The sequence below is a fragment of the Actinophytocola gossypii genome (assembly GCF_025165815.1).
GTDB classification, from domain to species: Bacteria; Actinomycetota; Actinomycetes; order Mycobacteriales; family Pseudonocardiaceae; genus Actinophytocola; species Actinophytocola gossypii.
Genome location: NZ_JAFFZE010000004.1, coordinates 136,732 through 149,189, shown reverse-complemented (window position 1 = coordinate 149,189; position 12,458 = coordinate 136,732). Strand labels below are relative to the sequence as shown.

Here is a 12,458-nt window from a genome sequence, read left to right as displayed (position 1 = left end):
CGACGGCGGTCCGCCTACCAGTCGGCGGGGGAGTGCCAGGCGGCGAGCCGCAGGCGGCTCTCGAAGCGGCGCCGTTCCCCGGTCAGCGGGTCGTCGAACTCCAGCACCTTCGCGAGCAGCTGCAGCGGGCGGGTGAAGTCGTCCAGCGGCCGGTCGAGCAGGGCCGGGTAGAAGGTGTCGCCGAGGATCGGGATGCCGAGGCCGTTGAGGTGCAGCCGCAGCTGGTGGGTGCGCCCGGTGGTCGGCAGCAGCCGGTACCGGGCCAGGCCGCCGCGCTGGTCGAGCAACTCGACGCGGGTCTCGGCGTTCGGTTCGCCCGGTACCTCCTGGGCGGTGAGCACGCCACGCTCCTTGACGATCCGGCTGCGCACCACCGTCGGCAGCGTCAGCTCGGGACGGTGCGCCGCGACCGCCTCGTACTCCTTGCTGACCCGCCGGTCGCGGAACAGCGTCTGGTACCTGCCGCGCAGCTCGGGCCGCGCGACGAACAGCACGAGCCCGGCGGTCGGGCGGTCGAGGCGGTGCGCCGGCACGAGCGCCGGCAGCTCCAACCGGCGGCGCAGCCGCACCAGCGCGGTCTCGGTGACGTGCCGGCCGCGGGGGATCGTGGACAGGAAGTGCGGCTTGTCGGCGACCACGATGTGCTCGTCCCGGTACACGATCCCGACCTCGAACGGCACGGGTACCTCGTCGGGCAGGTCCCGGTGGAACCACACGAACGTGCCAGGCGCGTACGCGGTGTCGGCGCCCACCGGCCCGTCGGCGCCGACGAACCGCCGCTCGGCCAGCATCGCGTCGATCCGCGCGGGGTCGACCCTGGGCAGCCGCGCCACCAGGTACGCCCGGACCGTCGGCCACGGCCCGTCCTCGGGCAGCCGCAGCCGCGCCGCGTCGAGCCCGTGGCGCTGCGGCAGCGGGGAGCGGACGGAACGGCGCACGCCGCCAGCCTACGGGCGCCCGGTTCCGGGAGGGGCTAGGTTCGAGGTCGTGACGTACGGGGGTCAGGGACATCCAGGACAACAGCCCGGCTGGCGGCCCGCCCAGCCCGGTGGCCAGCAGCCGTGGCCGGGGCAGCCGCAGGGCCAGTACCAGGTGGGGCCGTTCACGCCGCCCCTTCCGCAGCCACCCCTCCCGGAGCCGCCGCTGACGCTGCCCGGCTGGGGGGCGATCCCGGCCCTGCTCGGGGCGATCCTGGCCGCGGTCGGCCTGCTCGCGCTGCCCTGGTTCGGAGAGGTGACCTTCTTCGACTTCAGCGAGTCGATGGGGGCGGCGAGCGCGACCGAGCTGACCGGCGAGCAGCGGTGGCTCGACCTCTACTTCAGCCCCGGCGGTTTCATCGCGCTGGCGCTCGCCGTGATCGCCCCGTCGATGTGGGCGCTCGGCACTCTCCGCGACCGGGACAGCGTCCGCCGGCGGGGTGGACTGACCAGGAAGAGCCTCGGCGAGGGCAGAACCGGCCCGACCAGGGCGCTGATCGCCGTCCTCGCCGGACTCTGCCTGCTCTACCACGTGATCAGCCTCCTCGTCCTGACCGACAGCGGCGAGCACCTCGACGAGCTCGCCGCCGGCCCGTGGCTGGTGGTGGCGGGGACCGCCCTGTCGGTCGTCGGCGCCGTGATCGGCCCGCGCGTTCCGCCCCGCCCCGGCTGGGGCCAGCCACCGGCGCGGTGACGTGCAGACGTTCCTGCCGTACCCGGACTTCGCGGACACCGCCGGTGCCCTCGACCAGCTCCGGCTCGGCAAGCAGCGGGTCGAGGCGATCCAGGTGCTGCGCGCGCTGACCGTGCCCGGTTACGGCTGGCGGCACCACCCGGCGGCGGCCATGTGGGCGGGCTACGAGGAGGCCCTGGTCCGCTACGGCCTCGTGATCTGTGCCGGCTGGACCGCGCGCGGACACGCCGACACCTGCGCGGTCACACTGCGCCGCGACCTCGGTTCGGACGTCGTGCGCACCCAGGCCGAGCTGGCCGAGGCGGGCGAGCTGCCGCCCTGGCTCGGCGACCCCGCACTGCACCGCAGCCACCGGTCGGCCCTGGTGCGCAAGGCACCCGAGCACTACCGGCCGCTGTTCCCCGACGTTCCGGACGACCTGCCGTACGTGTGGCCCGCGTCGGACCGCCCGCGGCGGGTCGGGTAGCGGCTCAGCGGCGGCACTCCGGGAGCCTGTCCAGGATGTCCACGATCCGGGCGAACTGAGCCGCGGTCGCCGCGTGCGGGGCGTCGACGGTGTGCACGTCGAACCGGTTGTGCGGGGTCAGCCGGTCCGCCTCGGCGATCATCCGGTCCTGCAGCGCGAGCGGGATCATCCGGTCGGCGGTGTGCCGGATGAAGGTACGCGGGATCCGGCCCCAGGTGTGGGCCTCGACCCGGGAGTCCTCCGCGCCCACGGTCAGTGACTCGTCGGGCTGCAGGGACGCGAGCATCGCGTAGAACTCGGCGTCGCTCGCGCCGGCCATCATCGTCTCCTTCAGGCCGGCCAGCGCCTCCCGGTCCGCCGTGCGGTAGTTGACCCGCAGCGCGCCGATCACCGTGGGGTCGGCGACCACCAGGGCGGCGAGGTTGCCGGCCAGGCTGGTCGACCCCTCGGGAGTGGCCAGGTACTCGTCCGGGGACGCCAGGTCGACGCAGCAGAACGCCGCGTCGTACACGATCCGGTCGACCAGGTGCGGCACCGCGTTGCCGACCCGGTTCAGCGTGGCGCCGCCCATGCTGCCGCCGTAGAGGACCACCGGGCCGTACTCGGCGACCGTGCGGACCACCTCCACCGCCGCCGCCGTGTACGCGTCCAGTCCGACGCCGGCCATCGGCGACGGCCGGGTCGCCAGCGACGCCGGGTCCTGCGGGCACTGGTAGTCGTGCGCGAACTGGGCGTCGGTGGCGCCGTGCCCCGGCAGGCCGACGCCGACGGTGCGGTGCCCGCGCAGCGACAGCTCGTCGACGCCGCCCGGGGTGCCGCTCGCGCCGGTGACGACGACGAACGTCGTGGTGCCGCGCCGGCCGCGGCCCGCCTGTGCGCCGCCGCCGGCCAGCGTGAGCCCGCCCGCCGTGGCGCCGATCGTGCCCGCGAGCAACGCGGTTCGCCTGGAGTAGTTCGTCATGGCCCCGAGTGCACCGCACGGCGCCGTCCCGGCGGAACCGGCGAAGGTGGACACCGGGATCCACGAAGGTTGCACGCCTCGACCGCCGCTAGCGTGTCGGACGTGGACGACCGGAGCTGGGCCTTTCCGCTGTGGCGGACCCGCCGCGACGGGTTCTGGCTGATCGCGGCTGTCGTGATCTTCGGCGCCCTGGACCTGCTCGTCCACGGTCTCGGCCCGGCGGACGCCGGGTGGACGTTGCTGCTGGGGCTGTCGGTGGACGTGTCGCTGCTGTTCCTCGCCCGCTTCCCGGTATGGGTCGCGTCGTGGGCGGTGGCCGTGGCGGTGGCCATGCTGGTGTCGGACACCTCGGCGGTGTACTCGGCGCTGCCGTTCGCCACGCCGGCGATCATCGTGAACCTGGTCCGGCTGACCGACCGCCGCCGCGCGTTCGGGCTGATCGCCCTGCTCACCCTGCTCGGCACCCGGCCATGGGACCCGAGCTGGGACGTCACGCCGCTCGGGGTGGTCAACACGGTGCTGCCGGCACTGGCCGTGCTGTACCTGAACGCGCGCCGCGAGCTGGTGGACTCCCTGCGCGAGCGCGCCGAGCGGGCCGAGCGCGAACAGCTGCTGCTCGCCGAGCGGGCCAGGGCGGCCGAACGGCGGCGGCTCGCCGAGGAGATGCACGACGTGGTCACCCACCGGCTGAGCCTGGTGGTCCTGCACGCCGGGGCGCTCGGCACCACGTCCACCGAACCCGCGGTGCGCGACGCCGCCGAGGACATCCGGCGGGCCGGCACCCAGGCGCTGGCCGAGCTGCGTGACCTGGTCGGGGTGCTCCGGGAGGCGGGGGAGGCCCGCGCCGACCGGCCGGAGGAACCCGCCGCACCCGATCCGGCGACGCTGGTCGCCGAGGCCCGCGCGGCCGGCCAGCAGGTGTCGCACACCGCCGACGGCGACCCGGACCAGATCTCGCCGACCGTGCTCCGAACCGTGTACCGGGTGGTGCAGGAGTCGCTGACCAACGCCCGCAAGCACGCGCCGGGAGCGCGGGTGACGGTGGCGCTGGCCTACCGGGGCGACGGCGTCACCGTGCGCGTCGGGAACGACGCCGCCCGCCGCCCGCCCGACCCCGCGCTGGCCGCCAGCGGCTCCGGCGCCGGCCTGCTCGGCCTCGCCCACCGGGTCGAGCTGGTCGGCGGGACGCTGCGCGCCGGCCGCGAACCGGGCGGCGGCTACCAGGTCGATGCGACACTGCCGGCCTACGTACCGACGCGGGAGGACGCCAGATGATCCGCGTGGTCGTCGTCGACGACGAGCCGATGGTGTGCGCGCACCTGCGGGTGATCCTCGGTGCGGCGGCCGACGTCGAGGTGGTCGCCGAGGCGCACGACGGCGCGGAGGGCGTGGAGGCCGTCGTCCGGCACCGCCCGGACGTGGTGCTCATGGACCTGCGGATGCCCGGTGTGGACGGCCTGGCCGCCATCGACCGGATCGCGACGTTGCCGTCGCCGCCGCGGGTGGTCGCGCTGACCACGTTCGACGCGGACAGCTACGTACTGCGTGCCCTGGGCTCCGGCGCGGCGGGTTTCCTGCTGAAGTCGACGCCGCCGGAGGACCTGGTCGAGCTGGTCCGGGTGGCGGCGGCCGGGCACACGGTGCTGTCGCCGGCCGCCGCCGCGAGGCTGGTGGACGCGTCGGTCGCCGGGCGGCGGCGGGACGAGGACGCCCGGTCCAGGCTGCGTGGGCTGACCGACCGCGAGCTGGGCGTGCTGGCCTGTCTCGGCCGGGGTATGTCCAATGCGGACATCGCGGGTGAGCTGCACCTGTCGGAGTCGACGGTCAAGAGCTACGTGTCCCGGATGCTGGTGAAGGTGGACTGTCGCAACCGGACCCAGGCCGGCCTCCTCGCCCGGGAGGCCGGCCTGGTCGGCGGATGAGGCGTCAGCGCGGCGGCACGGCCTCGACGTCGACCGGCGTGATCCGGTCCAGCGGGTGCTCCCGGCCGGTGAGCATCGGGTCGAACCGGGTGTCGCCGAGGAGGTGGCGGCGGAAGAAGGCGGTCACGTAGGCGGCGGTGACCAGCCGCTGCTGGCGTTCGGTGAGCTGCCGGTCCACCCGGTCCCCGTCGGCCAGGCAGTGGCCCGGCCGCGGCCTGGACGGGCTCAGCGAGTCGTCGGCCCGCTGCACGTCGTCGTAGGCCATCACCTGCCCGCTGCTCGGCGACCACTGCGTGTTGAGGAAGTTGTGGCTCGCGCCGTGCACGTCCCACAGGTAGATCGGGACGGTGTTGCGGCCGCGCGCGTTGTCCACGTAGTCGGGGCCGCCGTAGGTGGAGTAGTCGCAGCCGCCGGTCATCGCGGCGAACGGGATGTCGGTCACCCGGTAGTCGAGGTTCTCCGGCGCGTCCGGGTCCGGCGCGTAGTACGAGGCGGGCGCCAGCGGCACGACCCCCTTGACCTCGACGCCCGCCGGCCAGTCCGCGCGGTGCTTGTCGGCGGCGTGCCGCATCACGCCGCGGCCGCCCCGGGAGTGCCCGACCGTGCCCACGTTGGTCAGGTCGATCCGCCCGGTGAAGTCGACGTGCGCCGGCCGTCCGGTGTCGGGGTCGGTGAAGCGGCCGGCGAGCTCCCCGCCGCCGGTGGCGACCAGGTCGCGCCACATCCGCAGGTGCTCGTCGATCAGCTCGGCCCTGGCGATGTCGGCCGGCTGGCCCAGCTCGCCCGCGTTGACGCCGTTGGCGCTGATCGACACGGCGACGATGCCCTGGCGAGCGAGGGCGCGGCCGAGGTAGTCGTAGCCCCGGTAGCTGGGCATCGGCGGGGTGCCCGGCTCGCAGGGCCACCGGGTCAGGCTTTCCTGGGCCTCGCCCATGATGGCGTAGAGCCGTTCGAGCTCCACCGGGTCCTCGACCGCGTCGGATCCGGTGACCTGGCGGAACGCGTCGTCCCACGCCTCGCCGGCCGCGCGGTCGGCGCAGGTCTCCCACATGCCGTGGGACAGCACGACGAGCGGGTGCTGGCCGCGCAGGTGCTTCGGGTAGTGCACGACGGCGGTCAGCTCGAGGTCGGCCACCTCGCCCGGCATGCCGGTCTCGGGGTCGAGGGTGTGGAACTCGGGCACCTGGAACGCGGTGTCGCCGAGGGTGTAGACGACCGTGCCGACCGAGTGTGTGCCGGCGGTGGCCGGTCTCACCGGTGCGGCGACCAGCCCCAGCACGAGCACACCCGCGCAGGCGGCAACGGCGAATCCACGGAGCATCGAACGTCCTTCCGGTCACGTTGTGTGGCGACGTGACCGTATGCGGGCGACCCGGCGGGTTCGTGACAGTTCCGTCACGGACGGCCGACAACCTCCGTGGGGACGATCTCCGGTACCGGTGCCGGCGAGGGGACGGCGGTGACGTCCCGGGCACGGGCCAGCTGCGCCACCCCGTAGGCGCTGAGCAGCGCGCAGGCGACGGCGAGGACGAGCTCCACCTCGCTGGTGGCGAGGGTCTCGCCGAGGAGCACCACGCCGATGGTGGTGGCGGTGGCGGGGTTCACGAGGTTGGTCACCGCAAGGGGAGCGCCGAGCCCGTGCCGGTACGAGCGCTGGGTGAGCAGCGTCGCGACGACCGCGAACACGGCGATGCCGACCATCGCGAGGATCGTGATCGGCCGGAGCAGGACGCCCGCGCCGTCGTCGCCCACGGTCACCACGACGGTCTGGCACAGCGCGGAGCAGACGGAGTACGCCATGCCGCCCGCGACCGCCTCCCACAGCCCGGACGCCCCCGGTCGGCGCCCGCGCAGCCCGAGCGCCCCCACGACGACGGTCGTGGCGACCAGGAGCCCGACGAGTTCGGTGGAGGTGAGCGTCTCGGCGTCACCCGCGGTGGTGATGATCAGCGTGAGCCCGGCGAGCCCGACCACCGTGCTGGCCATGCCGCTCAGCTCGAGCCGGGTCACCCGGCGCTTGGCCGTCATCGCCGCGAGCGGAACCGCGATGACGAGGGTCAGGACGCCGAGCGGCTGGATCAACGACAGCGGCCCGAACGCCAGCGAGGTGACGTGCAGCGCCGCGCCGAGCCCGTTGAGCCCGAACGCGATCCAGACCTGGGGCACGCGCACGAGTTCGACGACGGTGAGCCGGGCGTAGCGCGCCTGGATGAGCGCCGCCGCCGCGTAGGCGATGGAACACGCCACACACAGCGCGACGGCGATGATCAGGTCGGTCATGCGGTGGTCGCCCACTCTCTCGGTTTGGCCCGACGGAACGGGTGTGGCCCAGCGTCCTCGTTCGGGACAAGCCGAGAGCCCGGGCGGCGGTACCTCACGGACTCACCGCGAGCTTATCGCCAACGGGTCGAACATCGCCGGTGCCCGGATGAAGTAGTAATTAGTAACTATATTGATGTCCGATTTTATCGCTCGGGAGTTGCGCGCGGCTTCCGCTGGGACGCCGCAGGAGGAACACGGAACAAGGGCAGGGAAGGGGACCGAGGGCAGGGCCAGGGACAGGGGACAGGTGGCCAGGGTGGCGGCTAGGCGGCTAGGGGGTGGCGGCAAGAGGGCGGTGGCAAGAGGGCGGCGGCTAGGGGGCGGCGGCTAGGGGGCGGTGGCAAGAGGGCGGTGGCAAGAGGGCGGCGGCAAGAGGGCGGCGGCAAGGAGGCGGCGGCAAGGAGGCGGCGGCAAGAGGGCGGCGGCAAGGAGGTGGCGGCAAGGAGCCAGGAGCAAAGGGCAGCGGCAGCGGCAGGAACTCCGGCGGTAGCGTAGGAGCAAGGGGACCCGACGGCGGGGACAGGAGATCCGGCCGGTCAGCCACCGACGCGTAGGACGCCTTGGCTGTCCTTGACGGCGACCACGGTGAACATCTGGTTGTTCAGCTGGAGCTGTCGGCCTTCGGCGCCGCCGGCGGACAGTTCCGACCGGTTCCCCTGGCCGTCGTCGGTGCGGTTCGCGACTTCGAGCATGTCGTCCTCGATCGTGATCTCGACTCGACCGAACTCGGTGATGTCGAGGACGTCGCCGGAGTCGACCAGGACCTCGCAGCTTCCGTCCGAGCACGCGGCGAGGTCGGTGCCGTCGGCGGCCGCCGGCAGGGGATCGTCGCCACACGCGGTCAGCGTCAGCGCCGCCACCACACCTACCACCACACGTCCGACCATGCGGTGAGCGTAGGTACCCGCGACGGCTCGGTGCGGTGGTGCGACAGGATCCTGCCGCACCACCGCACCGGAGACGCCTTCTACCGCTGCTCGACGACCTGGAAGCGCAGGACGTCGACGAACGTCCGGCCGTGCATGTCGGTGGCGGTGACCACCGCGCGGTGCCCGCCTGGAGCGAGGTCGGCGGGCAGCTCGAACCGCCACAGGTGCATGGAGCGGTCGGCGAGGCTGCCGCCGTGCACGAGCTGCTGGGCCACCGCGTGCGGGTCGGACCACTCGGGGCCGATGCGCTGGTCCTCACCGCGCATCGGCTGGGTGCGCACCGCCTCGCGGGGGCGGTCGTGGTCGAGGCGGACCTTGACCTCGGCGCCGGTGGAGCCCATCCAGAAGTTCGTGGTGAGCCAGGTCCGACCGGCTAGGTCGGCCCGGTCCACCACCAGCGGATCGGTCAGCTCCGGCGCCGGGCCCTCCCGGTCGTCGTTCCACGCCTGCCGCTCGACGTACCAGTCGCGGTAGGTGGGGCTGTTGATGCCGAGCTGGGTCTGCACCCGGTCGCGCTCGCCGGTCACCGAGTACCGCTCGCGGAACTCGTCGCCCCGGATGTCGAGGGTGACCACGCCGGGTCGCCCGCCGTCCCGGCCGATGGCGGTGGGGTAGCCGTCCTCGGTGAGCTCGCCGGAGTACCAGTCGCCGGAGATCGCGCCGGCGGTGATGTGCGGGAACGGGAGCCCGTCGACGCCGAACAGGTCCTGCCAGCCCTTGACCAGGTCGCCGGTGCGCATGTTCTCGATCGAGTGGCTGTGTCCGGACACGGCCACCGCCTTCCGCCCGGCGAGCAGGTCGTACACCTCGCGGACCTGGTCGACCTGGTGGATGGCGCTGCCCTCGTCGGCGAAGTTCAGCAGGCCGATGTGGCTCGCGACCAGGACGAGCTTGTCGTCGTCGACCTTCGCGAGGTCGCGCTCCAGCCACCGCAGCTGGTCCTCGTCGAGGCGGCCGTTGTAGCTGGGGTCGTTCACCGGGTCGTCGCAGCCGGGGCGCAGGCCGTCGGCGTTGTCGACGTCCGGGGTGCACGGGTAGCGCACGGTGTTCAGCGCGACGACGTGCACGTCGCCGACGTCGTAGGAGTAGTACGCCGGCGCGAGCTCCGCGCGGAACGTGTCGAAGGAGTGCTCGGCGGTGGCGGCGTCGAAGTCGAGGTCGTGGTTGCCGGGCAGGAACCGGGCCGGCCCGTTGGTGAGCGCCGTGAGGCCCTTCACGTCCGGGTACAGCGACAGGTCGTCGCCGACGACGTCGCCGATGAACAGGCTGCCGCAGCCCTCGTAGTCGTGGCGCCGGGACAGGTCGCGGATGGCGCCGCGGCGGGCGTACTCGACCTCGGTCCGGTCGTAGGTCTGCAGATCACCGGCGATGACGCAGTGCTGCTCGCGGGAGCCGGTGTCGCGGCTGCGGACGAGCGGGAAGTTGACCGCGTCGGGCACCGGCCCGGTGGGGGCGATGCCGCCGTAGCGCAGCGGGGGCGAGCCGGCCGGCAGGTGGTTGTAGTGGAACTGGGCGACGTTGTGCTCGTCCACCGGGACCTGGTAGCCGGCCGGCTGGGTGATGAACACCGTCATGTTGTCGTACACGGGAAGCCGGTACCGGCCGTGCCGGTCGGTGGTGACGACGTCGCGGCCGTTGGAGACCTCGACGCCGGCCAGGCCGCGCTCCCGCCGGTCGCTGGCGCTGTCCCGGTCGTGGTCGACGAAGACGGTGCCGGTCAGGACGTCGGGGTCGGCGGGCCCGCGCGGGGTGCGGACGACCTCGACCTGGCCGCGGTAGGCGGTCTCGTTCCAGCTCTGGTGCCACGTGGGCGCGGCGGTGGTGCTCGCCGCCGCGCCGGGGACGGTGACGAGTGCCGCCGCCCCGGCGAGGGCCGCGACGGCCGCGAGCGTGCCGCGGCGGGTCCTGCCTTCTCGCGTTTTCGACATGCCTGTTCTCCGATGGTCGTCGGGGAGTGGGCGCCGGCCGCCGTGGCCGGCCGAAGCGACCCTTCCGGACAAACCTGAACAACACCCCCTCCGGTCGGCGAACACTGAAGAACCAGTTCCGGGAAAGTTCCGAACCCGTCGGCGAAAGTCCGTTCGGCGCAGGTCGCCCTACAATTCTCGGTATATGCCGGAAATTTCGGAGAACACGGTGCGGATACTCGGAAAGGAGTTCCTGATGATCAGGAGATCGCGCCGTTCCACGATTCGTTCGGCGCTCGTCGGGGTGGTGGCCGTGACCGCGTTCGCGGTCACCGGGACGGGGTCGTCCTCGGCGGCACCGGCCTGGCCCGGTGAGGACGACGGCGCCGACTGCCAGGTGACGTTGCCCGGCTCGTTCCCCGCCGACGCGCGGCTTCCCGATCCGTTCACCAAGCTCGACGGCACCCGCGTCACCGCGAAGTCCGAGTGGACCTGCCGGCGCGCGGAGATCCGGGAGCTCGCCGAGCGCCACGTCTACGGCGACAAGCCGGGCAGACCCACCAGCGTCACCGGGACCGTCTCGAGCACCAGCATCACCGTGAACGTGTCGCACAACGGCCGCACCGCCGGCTTCTCGGCCGGCGTCCAGCTGCCCGGCGGTTCCGGTCCGTTCCCGGCCGTGGTCGTCGTGGGTGGGTTCGGCGCGGACACGGCGACCATCCGGGACGCGGGCGCCGCCGTGATCAGCTACGACCCGCTCGCAGTCGGCCGCGAGGGCACGCCCCGGAACAACAAGCAGGGCGCGTTCTACGACCTCTACGGCTCCACCAGCGGCACCGGCCTGCTCGCCGCGTGGGGTTGGGGCGTGAGCCGGATCATCGACGTCGTCGAGCAGTCGGGCGGCGCCGTCCTGCGCGCCGACGCGATGGGCGTCACCGGGTGTTCCCGGTACGGCAAGGGCGCGTTCGTGGCCGGTGCGTTCGACCAGCGGATCGACCTGACCATGCCGATCGAGTCCGGGAGCGCGGGGCTGCCCATCTTCCGCGGCATCCCCGGCGAGTCCGGGGCGCAGCCGCTGAGCAGCGCGTACGGCGAGCAGCCGTGGCTGGGCGACGCGTTCGGCTCCTACACCGACAACCCGGCCGCGCTTCCCGTGGACACGCACGAGGTCGTGGGGATGATCGCGCCGCGCGGGCTGTTCGTGATGGAGAACCCGCACATCGACTGGCTGGCGGCCAGGTCGGGCAGCGTCGCCGCGCTGGGCGGCGCGGAGGTCTACCAGGCGCTCGGCGCGGGCGAGAACATCAGTTACTGGTCCGACGTCCAGGACGGCACCCACTGCGCCGCCCGGTCGGAGTGGCGCGGACCGTTGCGGCAGAGCATCCAGAAGTTCCTGTTCGGCACCGGCAGCGCGCCGGGCACGTTCCGGATCGCGAGCGGCAAGGCGGGGAACCTGGGGGAGTGGCGGGACTGGGAGACCCCGGTCCTCACCGGCTGACCGCGACGCGGACAGGGATCGGGCCCGGCGCGGGATCTCCGCACCGGGCCCGTTTCACGGCAGCGGGATCACCGAACGGTGATGTTGGAATTCCCGCTGCTCTGGTACCCCTCGGTCGCCATGATCATGTAGTAGGCGAAGTTCCCCAGGCCCATCCCGGCCCGGCTCCACGCGTCGAAGTGCGTGCCGGTGTTGATGTTCCCGCCGACCCGCTTCTGCTGCCGGACGCTCCAGAACTGCGGGAACGTCTTGGTGCCCTCGACCGACGGGGCGTTGTACCGCATCGTCCGGTAGATGTCGTAGGTGCCGCCGTCGCTGCTGACCGTGCCCCGGTGCTCACCGGTCGGCCGGTAGTTGCCCCAGCTGTCGACGATGTAGTACTCGACCAGCGGGTTCGACGTCCAGCCGTAGAGGCACAGGTAGCCGTTGCCGGAGGGGTTGAAGCTGCCCGAGTAGTTCACGTTCCGGCGGCTGCCGTTGCTCCAACCCTTGCCGCACACGAAGTTCCCGGTGTTGCGCCACGAGGTGCTGTAGTTGCCGCCACCGCCGAGCGTCATCGAGACGGTGCCGTTGGCGTCGGTCCAGAACGAGTAGAAGTAGCCGTTGTGGTTGCCGGTCTGGTTGTCCCGGATCGTCTGGGCGTGGGCGATGCCGGGCAGCATCACCGAGGACGCGGTCAGTGCCACGGTCCCGGCACCGACGATGAAGCTCCTGCGGCTCAGCGGGTTCGTGGCGGGTTTGCCCTTCGTCATGCTTCCTCCTCGTCGAGGCCGCACCCTTCG

At 72.9% G+C, this 12,458-nt stretch carries 12 protein-coding genes; 5 read left to right on the top strand and 7 right to left on the bottom strand.

The features are described 5' to 3' along the window. Positions 1-14: 14 nt before the first annotated feature. The gene (locus JT362_RS02045; RefSeq protein WP_260189253.1) at positions 15-938 is read right to left on the bottom strand and encodes a pseudouridine synthase; all 924 of its coding nucleotides are present in this window, start codon (positions 936-938) and stop codon (positions 15-17) included. Positions 939-987: 49 nt separating this feature from the next. On the opposite strand from JT362_RS02045, the gene JT362_RS02040 reads away from it, so the two are divergent. Next, positions 988-1,671 carry a hypothetical protein gene (locus JT362_RS02040; RefSeq protein ID WP_260189252.1) on the top strand — a complete coding sequence of 228 codons (684 nt, stop codon included), beginning with the start codon at positions 988-990 and terminating at the stop codon, positions 1,669-1,671. Position 1,672: 1 nt separating this feature from the next. Then, the gene (locus JT362_RS02035) at positions 1,673-2,137 is read left to right on the top strand and encodes an MSMEG_6728 family protein (RefSeq protein WP_260189251.1); all 465 of its coding nucleotides are present in this window, start codon (positions 1,673-1,675) and stop codon (positions 2,135-2,137) included. 4 nt (positions 2,138-2,141) lie between these two features. Here JT362_RS02035 and JT362_RS02030 read toward each other — a convergent pair whose 3' ends face one another. Then, a complete protein-coding gene (locus tag JT362_RS02030; RefSeq protein WP_260189250.1) occupies positions 2,142-3,098 on the bottom strand; it encodes an alpha/beta fold hydrolase in 957 nt (318 codons plus the stop codon). Between the two features lie 102 nt (positions 3,099-3,200). On the opposite strand from JT362_RS02030, the gene JT362_RS02025 reads away from it, so the two are divergent. Next, on the top strand, positions 3,201-4,373 hold the full coding sequence (locus tag JT362_RS02025; protein WP_260189249.1) for a sensor histidine kinase: 1,173 nt from the start codon (positions 3,201-3,203) through the stop codon (positions 4,371-4,373). Then, a complete protein-coding gene (locus JT362_RS02020; RefSeq protein ID WP_260189248.1) occupies positions 4,370-5,020 on the top strand; it encodes a response regulator in 651 nt (216 codons plus the stop codon). Before JT362_RS02025 ends, JT362_RS02020 begins: the two co-directional genes overlap by 4 nt. A 4-nt stretch (positions 5,021-5,024) precedes the next feature. Here the strand turns inward: JT362_RS02020 and JT362_RS02015 are convergent, their stop codons facing one another. From JT362_RS02015 to JT362_RS02000, 4 genes are all read right to left on the bottom strand, one after another. Continuing rightward, positions 5,025-6,341, bottom strand: a complete 1,317-nt coding sequence (locus JT362_RS02015; RefSeq protein WP_260189247.1) for an alpha/beta hydrolase — start codon at positions 6,339-6,341, stop codon at positions 5,025-5,027. 74 nt (positions 6,342-6,415) lie between these two features. Next, positions 6,416-7,300 (bottom strand): DMT family protein, encoded by an 885-nt coding sequence (locus JT362_RS02010; RefSeq protein ID WP_260189246.1) that lies wholly within the window; start codon positions 7,298-7,300, stop codon positions 6,416-6,418. Positions 7,301-7,878: 578 nt separating this feature from the next. Beyond that, complete coding sequence (locus JT362_RS02005) at positions 7,879-8,229, bottom strand: hypothetical protein (RefSeq protein ID WP_260189245.1); 351 nt, start codon at positions 8,227-8,229, stop codon at positions 7,879-7,881. 80 nt (positions 8,230-8,309) lie between these two features. Further along, positions 8,310-10,199, bottom strand: a complete 1,890-nt coding sequence (locus JT362_RS02000) for a calcineurin-like phosphoesterase C-terminal domain-containing protein (protein ID WP_260189244.1) — start codon at positions 10,197-10,199, stop codon at positions 8,310-8,312. Between the two features lie 235 nt (positions 10,200-10,434). Here JT362_RS02000 and JT362_RS01995 point away from each other — a divergent pair, with 235 nt between their 5' ends. Next, a complete protein-coding gene (locus JT362_RS01995; protein ID WP_260189243.1) occupies positions 10,435-11,676 on the top strand; it encodes a glucuronyl esterase domain-containing protein in 1,242 nt (413 codons plus the stop codon). A gap of 68 nt (positions 11,677-11,744) precedes the next feature. On the opposite strand, the gene xynA is transcribed toward JT362_RS01995, so the two are convergent. Beyond that, positions 11,745-12,428: an endo-1,4-beta-xylanase XynA gene (xynA, locus tag JT362_RS01990; protein ID WP_260189242.1), complete on the bottom strand. Its 684-nt coding sequence runs from the start codon at positions 12,426-12,428 to the stop codon at positions 11,745-11,747. Positions 12,429-12,458: the final 30 nt, after the last annotated feature.